Origin of the sequence: Chelativorans sp. Marseille-P2723 (assembly GCF_902809845.1) — a bacterium.
GTDB lineage: Bacteria > Pseudomonadota > Alphaproteobacteria > Rhizobiales > Rhizobiaceae > Chelativorans.
The window spans coordinates 421,302-441,947 of the sequence record NZ_CADDWI010000008.1; the positions used below are offsets into that span (position 1 = coordinate 421,302).

The following is a 20,646-nucleotide window of genomic DNA, read 5'->3' on the forward strand; positions in this document are numbered from 1 at the left end:
TGAATTTGGGGCGCTAGTTGCGCGCTGACGCCCGCAGCGCCTGGAGCCGGTCGAGCGCACCTTGGAGGATGAAGGCGGCGGCGGCCGAATCGATCCTGGCCGCACGTTTGGCGCGCGATACGTCCATCTCGATCAGCGCCCTTTCGGCTGCCGCCGTCGAAAGGCGCTCGTCCCAGAAGGCGAAGGGCAGGTCGGTTCGTGGAAGCAGGTTGCGGACGAAGGCTCGGGTGGATTGGGCGCGCGGGCCTTCCGTGCCATCCATATTGATGGGCAGGCCGACAATCACTCCGCCTATATTCTCGCGGGCAAGCAGCTTTAGCAGCGCCTCGGCATCCTGCGAAAATTTCTTCCTGGCGATTACGGCCCGGGGGGTGGCGAAGGAGAGGCCGAGATCGGCGATGGCAACGCCGATGGTCTTTGTGCCGAGGTCGAGCCCGGCGAGCGGGCGGCCTTCCGGTAGCGTTTTTGCAAGCTCCTCTATAGAAAGAACACCCAAGGCGGTTCTCCGTCTTTGACACTCTGCCGCGCCGTTCTATCCTTCGGCGGATCGACAATTGAGGATTTGTACATGAAAGTGACGTGGTACGGTCATTCCGCATTCAAAATCGAGACCGGTGAGGCAAAGATCCTCATAGACCCTTTCCTCTCGGGAAATCCAACATGGGACGGCGGCTGGGAGGGGCCCGCGGAGGGCGTCACCCATGTTTTGCTTACCCATGGGCACGGTGATCATATCGGCGATGCGCTCGCTATCTTGAAGAAGACAGGCGCGATGCTTGTCGCTAACGCCGAAATTGGCACCTATTTTTCGAATCAGGGTGTGGAAAACGTCAACCCAGGAAATTTCGGCGGGACGGTCGACTGCGGCGGCTTCACTGCTACTTTCGTGCTCGCGCATCATTCGTCCTCCTTCTTCAAGGAAGACGGCAGCAACATTTATCTGGGCAATCCGGTCGGATTCGTACTGCATTTCCCTGGGGACAAGACGCTTTACCACATGGGCGACACGGATATCTTCGGCGACATGGCGCTGATACAGGAGTTGCACCAGCCTCAGGTAGGCATTGTGCCGGTCGGTGACCGCTATACAATGGGCGGTGCCGTGGCGGCTCTTGCTTGCCGCCGTTTCTTCCGCTTCGAGACAGTGATCCCATGCCATTACGGAACGTTCCCGGCCCTTGACCAGAACGCGGACAAGTTCATTGCTGGAATGGAGGGCACCGATACGAAGGTGATTACCCCGAAGCGAGGCGAGTCGGTGGAGGTGTAGGCATTCCGCCAATGCTGTTGCACCAGTTGCCGGGGGCGACTATAGCGCTCGGCCAAAGATTTTCCTTTGCAAGGAGATTGCATGTCCGTTGATACCGAAACGGTTAAACGCGTGGCGAGACTGGCGAGGATCGCCATCGACGACGCGGAGGCGGGCCGGACGACCGGTGAACTCAACACAATTCTCGGCTTCGTCGAGCAGCTCTACGAAGTTGACGTAACCGGCGTCGAGCCCATGACATCGGTCATTCCCATCGCGCTGAAGATGCGTCAGGACGCCGTCACGGATGGCGGCAAGGCTGAAGACATCATGGCCAACGCCCCTCAGACCGGCGAGAACTTCTTCCTCGTACCCAAAGTGGTGGAATAGGATGCCTGCCACTGACGTTCCGTGCGCCAAGTGATCCTCCATTCCGCGAATGACCTTTGATGCTTAACCGGCGGCTGCCTGAACGGACATTTTCATGACCGACCTTACCAAGCTCACCATCTCCGAAATTCGCGCCAGGCTGGCGGCGAAGGAATTTACTGCGGTGGAACTGACGGAGGCATATCTTTCGGCCATCCGGTCGTCCAATGAAAGGTTCAATGCCTATATCGCCGTTACTGCGGACAAGGCGCGCGAAATGGCGGAGGCTTCGGATGAGCGCCTTGCCAAAGGCGAAGCGCGGCCGCTTGAAGGCGTGCCGATTGGCGTCAAGGACCTGTTCGCTACCGAAGGCGTTCACACGCAGGCCGCGAGCCACATACTCGACGGCTTCAAGCCGACCTATGAATCCACGGTTACGGCCAATCTCTGGGCGGATGGCGCCGTCATGCTGGGCAAGCTCAATATGGACGAGTTCGCCATGGGCTCCTCCAACGAAACTTCCTACTATGGCCCAGTGGTCAATCCATGGCGCGCGGAGGGTGACAACAAGGATCTGGTGGCGGGCGGTTCGTCCGGCGGCTCGGCGGCTGCGGTAGCAGCCTGGCTCTGCGCGGGCGCAACGGCGACAGATACCGGCGGCTCGATCCGGCAGCCTGCCGCCTTCACTGCGACAGTGGGGATGAAGCCCACTTATGGGCGTTGCTCGCGCTGGGGCACTATCGCCTTTGCATCCTCCCTCGACCAGGCCGGACCGATCGCGCGCGATGTGCGCGATGCGGCGATCCTGCTGAAGTCCATGGCATCGGTCGACCCGAAGGACACAACGTCGGTGGACCTTCCCGTGCCCGATTACGAGACTGCGATCGGCCAATCCGTAAAGGGCCTCAGGATAGGGGTACCCAAGGAATATCGCATCGACGGAATGCCCGAAGACGTCGAAACGTTGTGGCGGAAAGGCATCGAATGGATGCGCGATGCGGGGGCGGAGATTGTGGACATCTCCTTGCCGCATACGAAATATGCGCTTCCCGCGTATTACATCGTCGCGCCTGCTGAGGCTTCATCCAATCTCGCCCGCTATGACGGCGTGCGTTATGGATTGCGCGTTCCTGGGCGTGACATTACCGAAATGTATGAGAAGACGCGCGCCGAAGGTTTCGGCAACGAGGTGAAGCGGCGCGTCCTGATCGGCACCTATGTTCTGTCGGCAGGCTATTACGACGCCTATTACCTGCGCGCACAAAAGGTACGTACGCTGATTAAACGCGACTTCGAGGAAGCGTTCGAAGCTGGGATAGACGCCATCCTGACGCCGGCCACGCCCTCTGCCGCTTTCGGGATCGGCGACCAGGACATCGGGACCGACCCTGTCAAGATGTATCTGAACGACATCTTCACCGTTACGGTGAACATGGCCGGCCTTCCGGCAATCGCCGTGCCGGGCGGTCTCGACGGGCGGGGGCTGCCGCTCGGGCTGCAAATCATTGGCCGCCCCTTCGACGAGGAAATGCTGTTCCGCACGGCACACGTCATCGAACAGGCGGCAGGCCGTTTCGAACCCAAACGCTGGTGGTAGACAGCCGCTGTCGCGCTCGCGCTCTTGCACGAGGCGGAGGGGTGGTCCTATATCGGCGATAAAAAGAGAATCGGCGCCATTGTGCTCTCTTTGGGCGCCGTCATCCGGAGAAAAGGTATTCTTATGGCCAATCCAGTCGAGACCGCGCTGAATCTTGTGCCGATGGTCGTCGAGCAGACGAATAGGGGCGAGCGCGCCTACGACATCTTCTCGCGACTGCTGAAGGAGAGGATCATCTTCATCACGGGGCCGATCGAGGACGGCATGGCCTCCCTCGTTTGTGCACAGCTCCTGTTCCTGGAGGCGGAAAATCCAAAGAAGGAGATCGCCCTCTACATCAATTCGCCGGGAGGCGTGGTGACGAGCGGAATGGCAATATACGACACGATGCAATTCATCCAGCCGCCGGTCTCCACCTTGTGCATCGGCCAGGCGGCCTCCATGGGTTCGCTCCTTTTGTGCGCAGGCGCCAAGGACATGCGCTTTGCCACGCCGAACGCGCGCATCATGGTGCATCAGCCTTCCGGCGGCTTTTCCGGTCAGGCATCCGATATCGAGCGCCACGCGCAAGACATCATCAAGTTGAAGCGCCGGCTTAACGAGGTGTATGTGCGTCATACGGGGCAGGATTACGAAACTATCGAGCGGACGCTCGATCGCGATCACTTCATGACTTCGGAGGAGGCGAAGGAGTTTGGCCTCATCGACAAGGTGATCTCCTCGCGCGAGGCGATCGAAACCGTAGCTTCGACCTGACTGAAGCAGGGCTTGTCCTCGATGGCTGGCAACATCGGCCAGCCGCAATTGGGTCACGATTTTTTGCTTCTTGCAGCCGAGATGAAAACCGGGATCAGCTTCCGAGCTTTCAGGAAGATTGCACTGCCCTGTGGTGTCCGGAAGGACGTGTGGCGCTATATGCGCTGGCAAGCGCTCCAGGTTAAGCCTATGTTGAATTTCAACACATAGGGTTGGGCTGGGGATGAGAATTGTTGCCGCGCTTTCCGATTTGTGTTTCGTTCGGACTGAAGACGAAGAGGTGGGAACCAATCTCCTGCCTTCGCACTTCCGGCGTGGCGGCCCGTGTGGGGCGCCAATGTACTGAAAGGACCTGAAATATGAGCAAGATCAGCAACAGCGGCGGAGACTCGAAGAACACGCTGTATTGCTCCTTTTGCGGCAAGAGCCAGCACGAGGTGCGCAAGCTGATCGCCGGCCCGACGGTTTTCATCTGCGATGAATGCGTAGAGCTGTGCATGGACATCATCCGCGAGGAGAACAAGTCCTCGATGGTGAAGTCGCGCGAGGGCGTTCCCACGCCGCAGGAGATACTGAAAGTACTGGACGATTATGTGATCGGCCAGTCCTATGCCAAGCGTGTCCTGTCCGTGGCCGTCCACAACCACTACAAGCGGCTGGCGCACGCAAGCAAGAACCCCGATGTGGAATTGGCCAAATCGAACATTCTCCTGATCGGTCCCACGGGCTGCGGCAAGACGCTGCTGGCGCAGACACTTGCGCGCATCATCGACGTGCCGTTCACGATGGCCGACGCCACGACCCTCACTGAAGCTGGCTATGTAGGCGAGGATGTGGAGAACATCATCCTGAAGCTGCTGCAGGCGGCCGACTATAATGTCGAGCGCGCCCAGCGCGGCATTGTCTATATCGACGAGATCGACAAGATCTCGCGCAAGTCGGACAATCCGTCGATCACGCGGGACGTGTCGGGCGAGGGTGTGCAGCAGGCACTGCTGAAGATCATGGAAGGTACGGTCGCCTCCGTCCCGCCGCAGGGTGGCAGGAAGCATCCCCAGCAGGAATTCCTGCAGGTGGACACGTCCTCCGTGCTTTTCATTTGCGGCGGAGCCTTTGCGGGGCTTGAGAAGATTATTTCCGACCGCGGGCGCAAGACCTCCATCGGCTTCGGCGCGACTGTCTCCTCTCCCGAGGACAGGCGCGCGGGCGAGCTTCTGCGCCAGGTGGAGCCGGAGGATCTGCTGAAATTCGGCCTGATACCCGAATTTGTGGGCCGTCTTCCCGTCTTGGCGACATTGGAGGACCTGGACGAAGACGCTCTTGTTCAGATCCTGACAGCGCCGAAGAACGCACTGGTCAAGCAGTACCAGCGTCTGTTCGAGATGGAGAATGTAGAGCTGACGTTCCATGAGAATGCGCTGACGGCAATCGCACGCAAGGCAATCGAGCGCAAGACGGGCGCCCGTGGTCTGCGTTCCATCATGGAAGCCATCCTGCTCGATACCATGTTCGAACTGCCGGCACTGGAAGGCGTTCAGGAAGTCGTGATCTCGGAAGAGGTGGTCGAGGGTAACGCAAGGCCGCTCTATATCTACGCGGAGCGCGAGAAGGAAAAGGGCAGTGTCAGCGCGTGATGCAGCCTGTCGTGCAAACCGTGGGCCTCGGCATTGACGGGTGGAGACCACAAGTTTCCACCGTTGCGAGATGTCGTAACGTGCTTCCTTGCGCTCTTGATATTGGCCTCCTTCACCTCCACTTAGGTATCAAGCGTGGCGGGTTTCGTTTCCAGGGTTGCGTTGCAGTCGGCAAGCTTTCTAAGCGAGGCCCTAACAGTGTAATCCGCGGCTGGCTTTAAAGCGGCTGCGGCTTGAAAGGCTGAAGAAATGACAGAAGAGAACAAGACGTCCGGCGAAGCGTTGTACCCGGTACTGCCTCTGCGCGACATCGTCGTGTTCCCGCACATGATTGTCCCGCTGTTCGTCGGACGGGACAAGTCAATCAAGGCGTTGGAAGAGGTAATGCAGGCAGAGAAGCAGGTTCTGCTTGCGACACAGATGAACGCTGCGGACGACGACCCCGAGCCAAGCGCAATCTATGACGTTGGTACGCTGGCCAATGTGCTCCAGCTCCTGAAGCTGCCCGACGGCACGGTGAAAGTGTTGGTCGAGGGCGCTGCGCGTGCGCGGATTTCCAACTTTACTGAGCGCGAGGACTTTCACGAGGCTGGTGCCGTGGTTCTTGAGGACCCGGAGGAGGACCAGATCGAGATCGAGGCACTTGCCCGCTCGGTGGTCGCCGACTTCGAGAACTATGTAAAGCTCAACAAGAAGATTTCGCCCGAAGTCGTCGGCGCGGTGAGCCAGATAGAAGATTATTCCAAGCTGGCCGATACGGTCGCCTCACACCTGGCTATCAAGATTCCCGAAAAGCAGGAGATGCTGGCCACGCTGTCTGTGCGCGAGCGCCTGGAAAAGGCCATGGGCTTCATGGAGGCGGAGATCTCCGTCCTCCAGGTGGAAAAGCGCATCCGCTCCCGCGTCAAGCGGCAGATGGAGAAGACCCAGCGCGAGTACTACCTGAATGAGCAGATGAAGGCCATCCAGAAGGAGCTGGGCGAAGGCGAGGACGGCCGCAACGAGATCACCGAACTGGAAGAGCGCGTCAAGAAGACGAAGCTCTCCAAGGAGGCGCGCGAGAAGGCGGAAGCTGAGCTGAAGAAGCTCCAGTCCATGTCGCCCATGTCGGCGGAAGCCACTGTCGTGCGGAACTATCTGGACTGGCTGCTCTCCATTCCATGGAAGAACAATTCCAAGGTGCGCCACGATCTGGACTTTGCCGAAACGGTCTTGGATGCAGACCATTATGGGCTGGAGAAGGTCAAGGAGCGCATTATTGAGTATCTGGCGGTTCAGAGCCGACAGAAGAAGCTGAAGGGACCGATCCTGTGCCTTGTCGGCCCTCCCGGTGTGGGCAAGACCTCGCTGGGCAAGTCAATCGCCAAGGCAACGGGCCGCGAGTTCGTGCGCATGGCGTTAGGCGGCGTGCGCGACGAGGCGGAAATCCGTGGGCATCGGCGTACTTACATCGGCTCCATGCCCGGCAAGGTCATCCAGTCGATGCGCAAGGCCAAGAAGTCCAACCCCCTCTTCCTGCTCGATGAGATCGACAAGATGGGGATGGACTTCCGCGGTGATCCTTCGTCCGCCTTGTTGGAGGTGCTCGATCCGGAGCAGAACGCGACCTTTATGGACCACTACCTGGAGGTCGAGTACGACCTGTCCAGCGTGATGTTTGTGACGACGGCGAACACCCTCAACATTCCGCCGGCCCTGATGGACCGGATGGAGATCATCCGCATCGCCGGCTACACCGAGGACGAAAAGATCGAGATAGCCAAGCGGCATCTTCTGCCCAAGTCCGTGCGTGAGCACGCGCTGAAGGAGAGCGAATTCTCGGTTTCCGATGAGGCGCTGCAAGCCATCATCCGCACCTATACGCGGGAAGCCGGAGTGCGCAACCTGGAACGCGAGCTCATGAAGCTGGCGCGCAAGGCAGTGACCGAGATCCTGCGGACCGGGAAAGAGTCGGTCGAGGTGACGGCAGAGAACCTTGCCGATTATCTGGGCGTTCCGCGCTATCGCTTCGGACAGGCTGAGGGCGAGGACCAGGTGGGCGTTGTCACCGGGCTTGCCTGGACGGAAGTGGGCGGCGAACTGCTCACTATCGAAGGCGTTATGATGCCTGGCAAGGGCCGGATGACAGTGACCGGCAACCTGCGCGACGTGATGAAGGAATCGATCTCGGCGGCGGCGTCCTATGTCCGCTCCCGGGCAGTCGATTTCGGCATCGAGCCGCCGATCTTCGACAAGCGGGACATCCACGTGCATGTGCCGGAAGGCGCTACGCCGAAGGATGGGCCGTCAGCCGGCGTCGCTATGGCAACAGCCATCGTTTCCGTGCTGACGGGCATTCCGGTGCGCAAGGATGTTGCCATGACCGGCGAGGTTACGCTGCGCGGACGGGTCCTGCCTATCGGCGGCTTAAAGGAGAAGCTGCTGGCTGCGCTTCGCGGAGGCATCAAGAAGGTGCTGATCCCCGAGGAGAACGCCAAGGATCTGGCGGACATCCCGGAGAACGTGAAGAACGGACTGGAGATCGTTCCTGTGAGCCGTGTGGGTGAGGTGCTGGAGCAGGCGCTGGTTCGCATGCCTGAGCCAATCGAATGGGTAGAGCCCGTCGACGCGCCGGCACCGGCCATTGATGCAGCAGACGACGCAGGGCAGCAGACGATAGCGCACTGAGTTCGGCATGCTCAAAGACAAAGCCGGCCATTTATGGCCGGCTTTTCCTTTTGAAAACCGCGCAAAACCGCCATTTTTTCAGCATTCCCGGGCATTTCCCGCTTGGTGAGCAGATAAGTTCTACATAGACTGCCGTTCCTGCCGGCTGAGTCTATCATCCGGCTACCATCAGGAAGGGGTTTGTTGTTTATGAACAAGAACGAACTAGTCTCCGCCGTTGCCGAGAAAGCCGGGCTTTCGAAGGGGGATGCTCAATCGGCCGTAGATGCGGTCTTCTCTGTCATCACGAACGAGCTTAAGAGCGGCGGTGACGTGCGCCTTGTAGGCTTCGGCAATTTCAGCGTGTCAAGGCGCGAGGCCACAACCGGCCGCAACCCGCAGACGGGTGCGGAAGTCCAGATTCCGGCGCGCAATGTGCCGAAATTCTCGGCCGGAAAAGGGCTCAAGGACGCGATCAACTGACCGCGCCAACAGTCTCACCAACGATCTACAAGAAAAGCCGGGTTTCGCCCGGCTTTTCTGTTTTTATGGCTGCGGTTCCGGGACAATGGCAGCGCTAACTCGTTGGAGACGGCCAGAGGGAAGGTACACTGCTCGTGAGTGAAACGGTCCAGGCGTCCCGCGGACCCAGCGGATTTCGCCCGGCTATCTGGCATTCCGAAGCGGAGCGCATAATATAATTGTAAATTCCATATTCCATATGTATTCTTGAGGGCGTATAATACTCCGGAAAGAAAATGACAGCTTCGCCCCGCATGCCCATTGTTGGATCCGGATGGAAAATGAACCATCTGCGAAGCGACATCGCCGATTACGCCGCTGCGGTACGGAAAGGTTTGGCGGACGTCGATACAACACAGCTTGAGCTTTTCGTTCTGCCGCCATTCACCGGGCTTGTCACCGCACACGAGGCATTCAGCGGGACGGGTATCGCAATCGGTGGCCAGAATATGCATTGGGCCGAGCATGGGGCCTTTACCGGGGAAATATCCGCTCGCATGCTGCGGGACGTGGGTTGCAGCCATGTCGCACTCGGTCATGCCGAGCGGTTTCAGTATTTTGGTGAAAGTTACGAGGCCGTGGGGCTCAAGGTCGCAGCAGCGCTTGAGAACGACCTCAAACCCATTCTTTGCCTTGGTGAAGGAGTGGAGGACAAGGAAGAAGGACGGGCAGAGGAAGTGCTGGGAAGCCAGCTTTCAATGGCTTTAACCAAGGTTAGCCCGGAAGATCTTCCGCGGATCATCCTTGCTTATGAACCGCGATGGGCCATCGGGCAGAAGGCTGCAGCCGACCCGGCCTATGTCTTGGAAAGGCACCGGGGGCTCCGCGCAACCATCGAAGAACGCCATGGCTCGGCTGCGGCCGCGGCCATACGCATCATCTATGGCGGCTCGGTTGATCGCAGCAACGCCGGCACGCTCATGGCGTTGCAGGAAGTCGATGGTCTCTTCGTCGGCCGCTATGCCTGGTCGGCAGAAGGCTTCATTGACATCGTGCGGATCGTTGCCGCCCATCATTCGAAAGGAAGAATGCCATGAGAATCGCTATCGCCGGTGACGGCGCGGGACAGCCGTTGGTCAAGGTCGTACTAGAACATCTCTCGTCTGCGGAGGGTGTGGAAGTTGCCGATCTCAGCAAGCGGGATGACGGTGCAGACGAATTTTATGCCGGAATTGCCGAGCGCGTCTGCCGTGCCATTCTCGATGACCGTTACGATCGTGGCGTGCTCATCTGCGGGACAGGCATTGGTGTTGCTATCTCAGCAAACAAGGTTCCCGGCATTCGTGCCGCGCAGACGCACGACACCTATTCGGCCGAACGGGCACAACTCAGTAACAATGCCCAGATCATCACCATGGGTGCGCGGGTGATCGGGCCGGAGCTGGCCAAATCAATCGTCGATGCCTGGCTTCGCTCCCATTTCGACGTCGAAGGGCGTTCAGCGGCCAACGTCGCCGCAATCGAGGAGCTCGACGCGAAATACCGTGAACTGAGGAACTGAAGATCGAGGGAAGGAGGAGCGGCCATGCCGACGCTTTATGCAAGGGCGCTTGCCGATTTGCAGTCAGTCTTCGATAAGCTCGATGAGGCACAGGTCGACAACGCCGTAAAGGTAATTGCGAAGGCTCGCCGGATCGCACTTTATGGCGTGGGGCGCGAGGGTTTGCAGATCAAGGGATTCGCAATGCGGCTTTATCACCTTGGACTGAATGCCTCGGTGGTCGGTGATATGACGACTCCTCCCCTGGGAGAAGGGGACCTGTTGATCGTTTCCGCTGGGCCTGGATGGTTTTCGACCGTCGAAGCATTGATGAACACGGCGAGCCAGGCTGGCGCCGAGACGCTCTGCGTGACCGCACAGCCGAATGGCCGCTGCCCGAGGGCGGCAACCCATATGCTGCCGGTGCCAGCCCAGACCATGGCGGACGATCAGGGGACCGAAACCTCGGTACTCCCCATGGGCTCCTTGTATGAAGGTACTCAGTATGTTCTTTTCGAGATCATGATTCTGAAACTCCGCGACCTCCTCGGAATATTGCCTGAAGCCATGCGCGCGAATCACACCAATTTGGAATAGGCCGGTTCGTGAGCACTGCCAGACAGATCTCTATGGACGCATTTCCGGGCGATCTCGACACGGAACAGCTCCGCGCACGCGTTGCGTGGCTCTACTTCGTTGGGGGGATGACCCAGCAAGAAATCGCCAACCAGCTGGGAATCACGCGTCTGCGGGTAAACAAGCTGATCGGGCAGGCGCGGGCGGAAGGGTCGGTCTTCATAGATATCCGCCTGCCGCTCATCGAATGCATCGAACTGGCGGACAGTCTTAAGGATCGATATGGCCTTGAGGATGCGGTGGTTGTGCCGTCCGTTCCCGACTATCTCCAGCAGCAACGAGCGATAGGTGAAGCGGCCGGCCTGTTACTTGAATCCCTTCTTCCCGGCCGCCAAGGGATCGGCATCGGGTGGGGACGCACGTTGAGCTTCAGTGCCCGCAGGCTGGGTGAGAAGCGATTGCGCACTTCGTGGGTCGTCGGGCTGATGGGCGGGGTCACCCATGGTTCAGGCGTCAACACCTTCGAGGTGTCGACCGCACTGGCACAAGTTCTTGGCGCCGAATGTCACTATCTGACAGCACCGATCTACTGCCCAAGTCCGGAAAGTCGCAACGCCCTTCTTACACATGAGCTGGACGATGTCATGCGGCGGGCGGAGGAAGCAGAAATCGCGCTGGTGTCCTGCGGCGATCTTTCCGACCGCTCCCCAGTCGTTCCAATCAAGGTCGTGGGTGAAAGTCTGGAAGAACTCAAGGCGCTCGGCAGCGTCGGCGAGGTGCTCGGCTGCTTCATGGACGAGGATGGCTGCATCGTCTCGCACCCGGTCAATTACTGCATCATGGCACTTCCACCGGCCAAGCTGCGGGAGAAGCCGGTCTCCATCCTCGCCTCGGGCGGGATGAGGAAGCTGAAGATCATCCGTGCGATTTTGCGTGGGCGTTATGTGAACCGGCTTGTTACGGACGAGGCAGTAGCGCGTTCTTTGCTGGCTGATTGATCGCCTCAACATCCTGAAATCCCGAAAAACAGGTTTCGTTCCAAGCCGCTTCTTGCGGCTTTTCTGCGTTCCCTGATGCCGTTCGCAGCCTCCGCTATGATCTTGTAATTCTCAATTTACATATGTTATTATGGTGTTGTCGGAGTTTGACGTCTGACCGTTCCGGGGGGCGTCCCGCACCCGCACTGGACACAATTTGACCCCGGCCCGCGCGGCGGTGCCAAAATTTTGGAGGAAACGATGAAGAAACTGGTGATGTCGTTGCTTGCGACGGCACTGATCGGGACTGGCGCAGCCATGGCGCAGGAGGCCGATCTGAATACCAAGGACAGCTACCGCTTCGTGATCATCCCCAAGGTGGTGCACCCGTGGTTTGATAAGGTGAATGACGGCGCCCAGCAGGCGGCAGCCGCTATCAAGGCTCTCACGGGAGCCGATGTTCAGATCGATTACAGTGCTCCCCAGCAGGCAGACGTCGTGCAGCAGAACCAGATCCTGGAAAGCGCGATAGCCACGCGTCCGGACGGCATTGCCATCGACCTGCTCGATGCATCTGGCAACCGGGCTTCGCTTGAAGAGGCGGTCGGCCAGGAGATCCCCGTGACCATCTTTGACTCGGTTCCGCCGGAAGGTATGGAGCTGACCAGTATCGGGAATGATTTCTGCGAGCAGGCCAAGATTGCCGCGCGTCGGTTGGTCGAGTTGCTTGGGGGGGAGGGCGACGTGGCCATCATGATGGGTGTCCCCAGCGCTCCGAACCACGCAATACGTGCCGAGTGCCACCAGGAGGTGTTTGACGAGCATCCAGGCATCAACGTCGTTGCTACAGGCATCGACAATGACGATATCGAAACTGCGCAGAAGCAGGCGGCGGCCATCATGCAGGCTCACCCGAACCTCAAGGGCTGGGTTGCCTGCGATGCCGCAGGGCCTATTGGTATCGGCCAGGCCATTCAGGAAGCCGGGAAGGTGGGCGAGGTGCTCCTCGTCGGTCTCGACGACCTTCCAGAGATGCTGCAGCTCATCCGCGACGGGGTCGCTGACAGCAGTTCCTCCACCAAGCCGGAGATGCAGGGCTACTGGTCAGTCATGACCATGTGGCAGAAGGCGTTGGGCATCGAGACGCCCAAATACATCGATACCGGCATCGCGGTTATCACCCAGGACGATGTCTGACCAGAACAGGCTGTCCATCCAGCGGCAGCTTTAACGGAAAGGCTCTCTCGGCAGATGCTGGGAGAGCCAGTTCACAACAGGAACGATCCGTCCGGATCATCGAGGACAGCAATGGCGTTTGTCGAAGTTCGCAACATAGGGCGCGATTTTCCCGGCGTGACTGCTCTCGACGATGTGGATCTGGATCTTGAATTGGGGCGGGTTCACATCCTTGCCGGAGAGAATGGCGCCGGCAAATCCACGCTGGTGAAGCTTCTCACCGGCGCAGATACTCCAAGCCGCGGCACCATTAGGATAGACGGGCGCGATACGGCAGAGCATCCGGAGGTGTTTGACCTCGTCGCCTATGTGCCGCAGGAGCTCAGTCTTTTCCCGCACCTGAGCGTTGCGGAGAATCTCTTCATTCCATATGAGCGCTCGGGCTTCAGCGGCGCTACCGTGAATCATCGGGAAATCCAGCGCAAGGCGCAGGAGTATCTCGACCGTTTTGCCATTGCGGCGCGCCCGACCGAGCTTGTTCGCAATATTTCGGTTTCCGACCAGCAGCTTTTGCAGATCGCCCGCGCCTCCACCAACAAGCGCATGAAAGTGCTGATCCTGGACGAGCCGACCTCTTCGCTCACGCAGGCGGAAGTTGACCGTGTCTTCCGGGTGATCTCCAGCTTTCGTGATGGCGATCATGCAATCGTCTTCATCTCGCACAAGATGCAGGAGTGCTTCGCCATCGGTGATGATTACACCGTCCTCAGAAACGGCCGGAAGGTCGCATCCGGCCGCATGGCCGATACGGATGAGGAAGGGCTGATCCGCGCCATGTCCGGCGAGGAATTGAAGCTTGGCGAGAATTTCCGGCCTGTTTTGCCGCCTGGCGGTCCGGGCGAGGCGATCATGCAGGTGCGCGGCCTGAGCGGCTACCGCTTCGAAGATGTCTCATTCGTTCTGAAGCGTGGCGAGATCCTGGGGTTTGCCGGTCTTGTTGGAGCCGGCCGCTCGGAAGTCATGCAAACTTTGTTTGGCTTCCGCAAGCCTTCTGCCGGGAGCGTGACGGTGCTCGGCAAGTCTTGGAAGCTGGGAGATACCAGCTATTCGGTCGAGAATGGCGTGCTTTATCTTTCCGAGGAGCGCAAGCTTCACGGAATTCTGCCGCTGCTTAGCCTGAGGGAAAATATCGGCATCGCTATCCTGGATGAGACGCTGTCCAAGTTTGGCATCTCCACCTCACGCGAGCGCTCCAAGGTTCTGGAGATCATCAACGCCTACGACATCAAGACCTCCGACATGGAAAAGAAGATCATGTTCCTGTCTGGCGGAAATCAGCAGAAGGCGATCATCGGCCGTGCCATGGCTACACGCCCGAGCGTCCTCATCTTCGACGAGCCCACAAAGGGCATCGACGTCCGAACCAAAGCCGAGATCTACAAGATCATGAAACGGTTGGCCGAGGACGGTGTAGGCATCATTCTCATTTCCTCAGAGATGGAGGAACTGCGCAAATGCGCAAACCGTATCATTACGATGTATTCAGGGCGAGTAACCGGCGACTTCGACGCGGAAGCGACATCAAACGAGACGCTTGTCGGGGCGATCTTTGGTGCGGAGAAAAAGAATGCAGCCTAATTTCCTGACGCGTCTTGCCACGAACCAGCTTGCTGGCGTGATCGTGGCCTTTCTCATCATATTTGCTATTTCCGCATTTCTTTCTCCCTATTTCCTTTCCAGTTACAACATGTCGGTTGTGGCCCGTTCACTCGCCTTTGTCGGACTGGTGACAATCGGGCAATCGATGCTTCTGATTCTAGGAGAACTCGACCTTTCGTTGGGTGTCATCGGTGGCCTTTGCGGGGTAATTTCGGGCATCCTGATGGTCAATTACGGGATCAACCCGGCAGTAGCCATGGGGCTGGCCCTTGTAATGGGGGCAGCGCTCGGCTTCATCAACGGCGCACTGGTTACCACTCTAAGCCTCCATTCTCTGGTCCTGACTATCGGCACGGCTGGGATTTACGGGGGCGTGACCCTGGTGCTCACCAGGGGCGTGGCTATCACCAACATTCCCACGGAAATCCAGTTTCTTGGGCGCGGCAGCCTTTTCGGCATACCCGTACCCTTTCTGATCATGCTTGCGGCGCTTGCGATCGCCACCTTCATTACGTTCAAGACGCGCTTCGGACGCTATATGTACGCAGTAGGCAACAACACGGCTGCCGCAAAAATGCTTGGCATCAAGGTCGATCGCGTCCGCGTCGCTATATTCACATTGGCAGGTTTTCTGTCGGCGCTTGCCGGAATCCTGATGGTGGCGCGATTGGGGACAGCTCAGCCGTCAATCGGTGACACCTGGGTGCTTCCGCCAATCGCGGCCGCGGTCATTGGCGGGGTTGCGACAACAGGTGGGATCGGCACGCCGCTCGGCGCCATATTCGGTGCGGCCATCATCGCAACTATCGAGAACATTATCGTTCTCTTTGGCGTATCTCCTTACTGGCAGGGCCTTGTCAGCGGAACAATCGTGGTTCTTGCAATTTCCTTCGACTCGATCTCACGCCGCTACATCCGGCGGGAAGACCGATGACATCGAAGTCTCATCACAGGAGGTTCACATGAAACTTGGCGTAAACCTTTGTTTCGCGGTCAAGCGGTGGTTGGGCGGCGGCCGTCTTGCAAGCCTGGTGAAGGAGGACCTCGGTCTTGATTACGCCCAGTTCAGTTGGGATCTGGTGGATCCATGGTGGCCGGCTGCGGAGCGCGACCGCATCGCTGCTGACTATGCGCGTGGCTTCAAGGCAGCGGGCGTGACAATCGAGAGCAGCTTTGGCGGCCTTGCTTCCTACACCTATAATCACTTTCTGGCGCCGACGCCGGAACTGCGCGCTCTTGGCAAGGAGCATCTCAAGCGCGCCATCGACATGACCGCCGCGATGGAGGTGCCTGCCGCCGGCATGCCCTTTGGCTCCTACTCTGCCGATGACGCACTCGATCCCGCCCGCCGCGAAGAAATCTACAAGCAAGCGTTGGAGACGTTCGTCGATCTTGCCCGCCATGCCAAGCAGAGCGGTCTTTCCATGCTGATGGTCGAGCCGGTTCCCCTGGCAACCGAGTTTCCGTCTTCGGCGGCCGATTCACTGCGCTTGATGAAGGATCTTGACGGCGCCACCGAGGTTCCCGTCCGCCTGCTCGTGGACTGGGGCCATGCGCTGTTCAAGCCCCTCTTCAAGGAAGAGGCCGATATGGACCACTGGATGCGCGTCTGTGGGGAATACATCGCCGCCTTTCACATCCAGCAGACGGATGGCATGCTGGACCGGCACTGGAACTTCACCCGCGACGGCATTGTCACGCTCGACGGGCTGGCTGATTTCTGGAAGCGGCATCACTTGGCGGATCAAACCTATCTTCTTGAAGTCATTTATCCGTTCGAGGAGACGGATGAGTTTGTTCTTGAAGACATGAAGAAGAGCGTCCAGCTTCTCAAACAGGCAAGCTGAGCCAGGTTCCAAGTCTGTTTCCAGCGCCGGCGAGACCGGCTCCTCCGTAAAGCCGCAGGACGATCCCGTGACCAAGACTAAGAAGCTTATCAACAATCCCGACAGCATCATTTTCGAGATGGTGGAAGGTTTTCTTGGCGCGCACCCGCACCTTGTGACGCGCCATGGTCAGACCGGGCGCGCGCTGGTTGCGGTGGATGGCCCCCGCGAGGGGAAGGTGGGGATTGTTATCGGCGGAGGTTCGGGCCATGAGCCAGCCTTCCTTGGCTATGTTGGACGAGGGCTGGCCGACGCTGTCGCCGTCGGCAATGTCTTTGCGTCTCCTTCGCCGGAGCCAATTCTTGAGGCCACTCGGGCTGCGGATGGCGGTGCGGGCGTCCTTTACCTTTACGGGAACTATTCGGGCGATGTCATGAATTTCGACATGGCCGCGGAGGAGGCCGCAGCGGAGGGTATTGCGGTACGTACCGTCGTGGTCACGGATGACGTTGCCTCCGCGCCAACCGAACGGGCTCATGAACGCCGTGGCATTGCGGGCGACTTCTTCGTCTTCAAGATAGCCGGTGCTGCAGCCGACCGAATGGCGAGCCTGGAGGAAGTCGTTGCGGTAGCCGAAAAGGCGAACCGCTCGACCTTTACAATGGGGGTAGCGCTGGGATCCTGCTCGCTGCCGCAAACCTTGAAGCCGAACTTCTCCATCGGCGAGGACGAGATGGAAATCGGCATGGGCATTCATGGCGAGCCGGGTATTGGCCGTGAGCCGCTGGAAAGCGCTGATAGCGTAACGGACAAACTGCTCGACCGCATTTTTGCCGAACTTACCCTTTCCCCGGGCGACGAGGTTGCCGTTCTGGTCAATGGGCTTGGCTCTACCTCCCTGATGGAGCTCTACCTGCTGCACAGGCGTACCAAGCAAAGGCTGGACGAGAAGAAGGTGCAGATCTATCACTCCTTCGTAGGCGAATATGTCACGTCGTTGGAGATGGCGGGCGCGTCGATCACGCTTCTCAAGCTTGACGAAGAACTGAAAACACTGCTCGACCATCCCTGTCACACGGCGGCCCTTCAGGTGGGTTCCGTGACCAGTGGGCAGCGCGTCAGCCGATCCTCCGGGCCAGAACACCGGGCATCTTCAACCCATCCCGGGCGGCGTTCCGAAAGTGCCGGTGAAGGCGCTGCGCAGGGCGAACGTCCGGGCGGCGAGGTGACGCCGCAGATTTTCCGGGCCATGTTTCGCAATGTTGCAGCAGCAATCCTTGCCAGGAAGGACTGGCTCAGCGAACTCGACGGCGTGATCGGTGATGGCGACCATGGCGTCACCATGGCGCTTGGCTGGGCAGCGGTTGACCGTGCGCTGGATGAAGTCACCGCCGAAGAGGATATCGAGGCGGTCTGCAAGCGCATGGCGAAGGCATTTCTGGACGCGGTGGGAGCCTCGTCCGGGCCATTATATGCGACGGCCTTTCTGCGGGCCGGAGCCAGCGCCAGCGGTCGTATCGGGCTCGATGCCGCCGCCCTGGTGGCCTTCCTCGAAGCGGCGGCGGCAGGCATCCGCGAGCGCGGCAAGGCGGAGCCGGGCGACAAGACCATGGTAGATGCATGGGTGCCAGCAGCAGAAGCGGCTTCACGTGCGTTGAGGGAAGGGGGCTCTGCGCTCGCCTGCCTGAAAGCCGCCGCCAGGGGAGCCGAAGAAGGCATGAACGCTACAGCGAAGATCGCAGCACGCAAAGGACGCTCCAGCAAACTGGGCGAGCGCTCGCTGGGCCATATAGATCCGGGTGCGGCATCGACTTTCGTCATGCTGAGCGCCATGGCCGAGGCGCTGGAGCAGGAATTGTCCAGCTCCTCCGGCGCAGCGTCGGGTGAGTAGCCGGAAGTCCCCTCAAGCCCTTAGCAATTCCAGAAAAGCGAAGGCTGCGTCTCGTGTACTAGCGCGAAATCAGGGGCTTGGGTCGTTTCAGTGTTTTCATGAAATGAAGACACGATCCTAGTCTAATCGGTGGTCCGCGCTGGAACGGTCTGGCGGAAAAGCTTTCCACGCTCACCTATTAGAACGAAGACAAGTGCAATCGCGGCAACGCCAAAATAGCCGGCAGCAAGGGGCGTCAGCGTTCCATCAAATGCCTGACCGATCAGGGCTCCCAGAACTCCGCCGCCCAGTGTCGTTACAAAGCCCTGTATTGCTGCTGCTGTTCCTGCCACATGCCCCAAAGGTTCCATCGCGATGGCGTTGAAATTCGCGCCGACCCAGCCGAACTGGAACATGGACAGCGCGAACAGTACAAAGAATACAGGAAAGGAAACCGGGCTGATCAGCGTCAGCGCCAGCCAGATTCCGTTTACGGTGAGAAAGCCGATCAGCGCACCGTGCGACAGGAGGCGCATGCCGAGGCGGCCGACCAGGCGCGCATTGGTAAAGGAGGAAATCGCCATCAGCCCTGCGCCAATGGCGAAGAGAAGCGGGAACCAGTCACCCAGATCATAGATCTCGACATAAATCTGCTGCGCCGAGTTGATGAAGCCGAACAGGGCACCGAAGATGGCTGTCGATGCAAGAGTATAGCAAAGCGCAACGCGGTTTGTAAGAACGAAACCAAAACCCTCGGCGATGGAGCTTAGTGAAAGGGCTCGGCGCATTTCAGGCGCTAGGGTCTCCGGAAGGCGCAACAGCGCCCATATGGTGATAGCGAGCGACATGACGCCCATCGTGATGAAAATGATCGGCCAGTCGCCGAAGATCATCGCCGCCTGGCCAAGACTTGGCGCGATGACCGGAATGATCATGAACACCATCATGACCATCGACATCACTTCTGCCATCTGGCGGCCGCCAAAGACGTCGCGGATTGCAGAGACAGCGATCACGCGGGTAGCGGCCGCTCCGACACCCTGGAGGAATCGCAGCACCAGAAGAACCGCAAAGCTCGGCGCGAAGGCGGCAGCAAAGGCCGTCACAGCGTAGAAGATGAGCCCGACTAGAAGCGGCCCCCGACGGCCAAAGCGGTCCGAAATCGGGCCGTAGAAGAGCTGAGCGGCCCCGAGGCCAAGCACATAGGCCGTGATGACAAACTGGCGATGGTTCTGGTCCTCGACCCCGAGCGCGGCGCCGATCTCCTGAAGTCCCGGCAACATGACGTCAATGGCCATGGCGTTGAGTGCCATAAGAGCTGCTGCCAGCGCAATGAACTCGCCCTTGCCGATCCCCGTAGTGAAACCGGGATCACGTGCAGTAGCGTCGCTCATCATTTCACTCCGGGGAGAATGCGCGTACAGGCAATCGAAGGCTACGAAATGCCTGTGTGTTCAAAAGGACAATGGGGTACAAAATGCGTCGGCCGCAAACCGACGCATCCATAAACAATCGTATTCAGCTCGTCGAAAACAAGCCCGATCTGGAGAACCGGACCGAAGAAGGGCTTCAGGCAGCGGTGGCGCTTACGCCCTTTTCCTCCAGAAAGGACTGCAATTCACCCGCCTGGAACATCTCGCGGACGATGTCACAGCCGCCGACGAATTCGCCCTTCACATAAAGCTGCGGTATGGTCGGCCAGTTGGAGTAATCCTTGATGCCCTGGCGCATCTCGTCAGAGGCGAGCACGTTAATGCCCTTATAGTCGACGCCGAGATAGTCGAGTATCTGCACCACCTGACCAGAAAAGCCGCATTGCGGGAAGCCGGGCGTGCCCTTCATGAAGAGAACGACGTCGTTCGTCTTCACCTCATTGTCGATGAATTCGTGGATACCACTCATCGCTTGTCCTTTCATTGACGGGTTCAAGGCCCGACATTGTAAGCAGTGTGATCAATATCTATTGCACGGGAGCGCCCCATGCAATGCAGTGAGGGAAACTATTACCCTTCGCTAGGCAGGACGCACGATTTGCATCGCGTCGTCTGCGGCTGGCTGCACGTCAGGACGTCGGTTCAGGAACACTGGTTTGCAGCGCCAGGGCGTGTAGCGTACCGCCCATATTTCCCTTCAGCGCCTCATAAACCATCTGATGCTGCTGGACACGCGTCTTACCCCGGAAACTTTCCGACACAACTTCCGCCGCATAATGGTCTCCGTCGCCCGCCAGATCGCGGATCGTGACCTTGGCGTCGGGAATGGCCTCCTTGATAAGGCGCTCTATATCGCCGGCGCTCATAGCCATGATC

At 59.0% G+C, this 20,646-nt stretch carries 20 protein-coding genes; 16 read left to right on the top strand and 4 right to left on the bottom strand.

Translation table 11 applies throughout. The features are described 5' to 3' along the window. Positions 1 to 13: 13 nt before the first annotated feature. Positions 14 to 496, bottom strand: a complete 483-nt coding sequence (ruvX, locus tag HUS57_RS03910; protein ID WP_173931607.1) for a Holliday junction resolvase RuvX — start codon at positions 494 to 496, stop codon at positions 14 to 16. Between the two features lie 72 nt (positions 497 to 568). Here ruvX and HUS57_RS03915 point away from each other — a divergent pair, with 72 nt between their 5' ends. The 16 genes from HUS57_RS03915 (at position 569) to dhaL (ending at position 18,358) form a co-directional block, all read left to right on the top strand. Beyond that, the gene (locus HUS57_RS03915) at positions 569 to 1,270 is read left to right on the top strand and encodes a metal-dependent hydrolase (RefSeq protein ID WP_173931608.1); all 702 of its coding nucleotides are present in this window, start codon (positions 569 to 571) and stop codon (positions 1,268 to 1,270) included. 81 nt (positions 1,271 to 1,351) lie between these two features. Then, a complete protein-coding gene (gene gatC, locus HUS57_RS03920; RefSeq protein ID WP_173931609.1) occupies positions 1,352 to 1,639 on the top strand; it encodes an Asp-tRNA(Asn)/Glu-tRNA(Gln) amidotransferase subunit GatC in 288 nt (95 codons plus the stop codon). A gap of 94 nt (positions 1,640 to 1,733) precedes the next feature. Continuing rightward, entirely contained in the window at positions 1,734 to 3,215 is a 1,482-nt protein-coding gene (gene gatA, locus HUS57_RS03925; protein WP_173931610.1) for an Asp-tRNA(Asn)/Glu-tRNA(Gln) amidotransferase subunit GatA, read from the top strand. 123 nt (positions 3,216 to 3,338) lie between these two features. Then, positions 3,339 to 3,971, top strand: a complete 633-nt coding sequence (locus HUS57_RS03930; RefSeq protein WP_173931611.1) for an ATP-dependent Clp protease proteolytic subunit — start codon at positions 3,339 to 3,341, stop codon at positions 3,969 to 3,971. A 359-nt stretch (positions 3,972 to 4,330) separates the two neighbouring features. Continuing rightward, positions 4,331 to 5,605, top strand: coding sequence for an ATP-dependent Clp protease ATP-binding subunit ClpX (gene clpX / locus HUS57_RS03935; protein WP_173931612.1), 1,275 nt, complete (start codon positions 4,331 to 4,333; stop codon positions 5,603 to 5,605). A 249-nt stretch (positions 5,606 to 5,854) separates the two neighbouring features. Next, positions 5,855 to 8,272 (top strand): endopeptidase La, encoded by a 2,418-nt coding sequence (lon, locus tag HUS57_RS03940; RefSeq protein ID WP_173931613.1) that lies wholly within the window; start codon positions 5,855 to 5,857, stop codon positions 8,270 to 8,272. A gap of 189 nt (positions 8,273 to 8,461) precedes the next feature. Then, positions 8,462 to 8,734, top strand: a complete 273-nt coding sequence (gene hupB / locus HUS57_RS03945) for a DNA-binding protein HupB (protein WP_173931614.1) — start codon at positions 8,462 to 8,464, stop codon at positions 8,732 to 8,734. 293 nt (positions 8,735 to 9,027) lie between these two features. Beyond that, positions 9,028 to 9,810 carry a triose-phosphate isomerase gene (locus HUS57_RS03950; RefSeq protein ID WP_281409286.1) on the top strand — a complete coding sequence of 261 codons (783 nt, stop codon included), beginning with the start codon at positions 9,028 to 9,030 and terminating at the stop codon, positions 9,808 to 9,810. Then, entirely contained in the window at positions 9,807 to 10,274 is a 468-nt protein-coding gene (locus HUS57_RS03955; protein WP_173931616.1) for an RpiB/LacA/LacB family sugar-phosphate isomerase, read from the top strand. Before HUS57_RS03950 ends, HUS57_RS03955 begins: the two co-directional genes overlap by 4 nt. A gap of 24 nt (positions 10,275 to 10,298) precedes the next feature. After that, positions 10,299 to 10,850 carry an SIS domain-containing protein gene (locus tag HUS57_RS03960; RefSeq protein WP_173931617.1) on the top strand — a complete coding sequence of 184 codons (552 nt, stop codon included), beginning with the start codon at positions 10,299 to 10,301 and terminating at the stop codon, positions 10,848 to 10,850. Between the two features lie 8 nt (positions 10,851 to 10,858). Continuing rightward, positions 10,859 to 11,827, top strand: a complete 969-nt coding sequence (locus HUS57_RS03965) for a sugar-binding transcriptional regulator (RefSeq protein WP_246727728.1) — start codon at positions 10,859 to 10,861, stop codon at positions 11,825 to 11,827. A gap of 240 nt (positions 11,828 to 12,067) precedes the next feature. Further along, complete coding sequence (locus tag HUS57_RS03970; protein ID WP_173931618.1) at positions 12,068 to 13,003, top strand: substrate-binding domain-containing protein; 936 nt, start codon at positions 12,068 to 12,070, stop codon at positions 13,001 to 13,003. A gap of 111 nt (positions 13,004 to 13,114) precedes the next feature. Further along, positions 13,115 to 14,620 (top strand): sugar ABC transporter ATP-binding protein, encoded by a 1,506-nt coding sequence (locus tag HUS57_RS03975; protein ID WP_173931619.1) that lies wholly within the window; start codon positions 13,115 to 13,117, stop codon positions 14,618 to 14,620. Further along, positions 14,610 to 15,575, top strand: a complete 966-nt coding sequence (locus tag HUS57_RS03980; protein ID WP_173931620.1) for an ABC transporter permease — start codon at positions 14,610 to 14,612, stop codon at positions 15,573 to 15,575. Before HUS57_RS03975 ends, HUS57_RS03980 begins: the two co-directional genes overlap by 11 nt. Positions 15,576 to 15,603: 28 nt before the next feature. Next, positions 15,604 to 16,488, top strand: coding sequence for a TIM barrel protein (locus HUS57_RS03985; RefSeq protein WP_173931621.1), 885 nt, complete (start codon positions 15,604 to 15,606; stop codon positions 16,486 to 16,488). Between the two features lie 67 nt (positions 16,489 to 16,555). Next, positions 16,556 to 18,358, top strand: a complete 1,803-nt coding sequence (gene dhaL, locus HUS57_RS03990; RefSeq protein ID WP_173931622.1) for a dihydroxyacetone kinase subunit DhaL — start codon at positions 16,556 to 16,558, stop codon at positions 18,356 to 18,358. 122 nt (positions 18,359 to 18,480) lie between these two features. Here the strand turns inward: dhaL and HUS57_RS03995 are convergent, their stop codons facing one another. The 3 genes from HUS57_RS03995 to HUS57_RS04005 form a co-directional block, all read right to left on the bottom strand. Further along, positions 18,481 to 19,731 (bottom strand): multidrug effflux MFS transporter, encoded by a 1,251-nt coding sequence (locus HUS57_RS03995; RefSeq protein ID WP_173931623.1) that lies wholly within the window; start codon positions 19,729 to 19,731, stop codon positions 18,481 to 18,483. A 175-nt stretch (positions 19,732 to 19,906) separates the two neighbouring features. Then, positions 19,907 to 20,239, bottom strand: coding sequence for a Grx4 family monothiol glutaredoxin (gene grxD / locus HUS57_RS04000; RefSeq protein ID WP_173931624.1), 333 nt, complete (start codon positions 20,237 to 20,239; stop codon positions 19,907 to 19,909). Between the two features lie 160 nt (positions 20,240 to 20,399). After that, positions 20,400 to 20,642, bottom strand: a complete 243-nt coding sequence (locus tag HUS57_RS04005; RefSeq protein ID WP_173931625.1) for a BolA family transcriptional regulator — start codon at positions 20,640 to 20,642, stop codon at positions 20,400 to 20,402. Positions 20,643 to 20,646 lie beyond the last annotated feature (4 nt).

Excerpts from the sequence above, each read along its gene's own strand:
- HUS57_RS03915 (WP_173931608.1), top strand. The coding sequence starts at position 569 with ATGAAAGTGACGTGGTACGGTCATTCCGCATTCAAAATCGAGACCGGT.
- gatC (WP_173931609.1), top strand. The coding sequence starts at position 1,352 with ATGTCCGTTGATACCGAAACGGTTAAACGCGTGGCGAGACTGGCGAGG.
- gatA (WP_173931610.1), top strand. The coding sequence starts at position 1,734 with ATGACCGACCTTACCAAGCTCACCATCTCCGAAATTCGCGCCAGGCTG.
- HUS57_RS03930 (WP_173931611.1), top strand. The coding sequence starts at position 3,339 with ATGGCCAATCCAGTCGAGACCGCGCTGAATCTTGTGCCGATGGTCGTC.
- clpX (WP_173931612.1), top strand. The coding sequence starts at position 4,331 with ATGAGCAAGATCAGCAACAGCGGCGGAGACTCGAAGAACACGCTGTAT.
- lon (WP_173931613.1), top strand. The coding sequence starts at position 5,855 with ATGACAGAAGAGAACAAGACGTCCGGCGAAGCGTTGTACCCGGTACTG.
- hupB (WP_173931614.1), top strand. The coding sequence starts at position 8,462 with ATGAACAAGAACGAACTAGTCTCCGCCGTTGCCGAGAAAGCCGGGCTT.
- HUS57_RS03950 (WP_281409286.1), top strand. The coding sequence starts at position 9,028 with ATGCCCATTGTTGGATCCGGATGGAAAATGAACCATCTGCGAAGCGAC.
- HUS57_RS03955 (WP_173931616.1), top strand. The coding sequence starts at position 9,807 with ATGAGAATCGCTATCGCCGGTGACGGCGCGGGACAGCCGTTGGTCAAG.
- HUS57_RS03960 (WP_173931617.1), top strand. The coding sequence starts at position 10,299 with ATGCCGACGCTTTATGCAAGGGCGCTTGCCGATTTGCAGTCAGTCTTC.
- HUS57_RS03970 (WP_173931618.1), top strand. The coding sequence starts at position 12,068 with ATGAAGAAACTGGTGATGTCGTTGCTTGCGACGGCACTGATCGGGACT.
- HUS57_RS03975 (WP_173931619.1), top strand. The coding sequence starts at position 13,115 with ATGGCGTTTGTCGAAGTTCGCAACATAGGGCGCGATTTTCCCGGCGTG.
- HUS57_RS03980 (WP_173931620.1), top strand. The coding sequence starts at position 14,610 with ATGCAGCCTAATTTCCTGACGCGTCTTGCCACGAACCAGCTTGCTGGC.
- HUS57_RS03985 (WP_173931621.1), top strand. The coding sequence starts at position 15,604 with ATGAAACTTGGCGTAAACCTTTGTTTCGCGGTCAAGCGGTGGTTGGGC.
- HUS57_RS03995 (WP_173931623.1), bottom strand. The coding sequence starts at position 19,731 with ATGAGCGACGCTACTGCACGTGATCCCGGTTTCACTACGGGGATCGGC.
- grxD (WP_173931624.1), bottom strand. The coding sequence starts at position 20,239 with ATGAGTGGTATCCACGAATTCATCGACAATGAGGTGAAGACGAACGAC.
- HUS57_RS04005 (WP_173931625.1), bottom strand. The coding sequence starts at position 20,642 with ATGGCTATGAGCGCCGGCGATATAGAGCGCCTTATCAAGGAGGCCATT.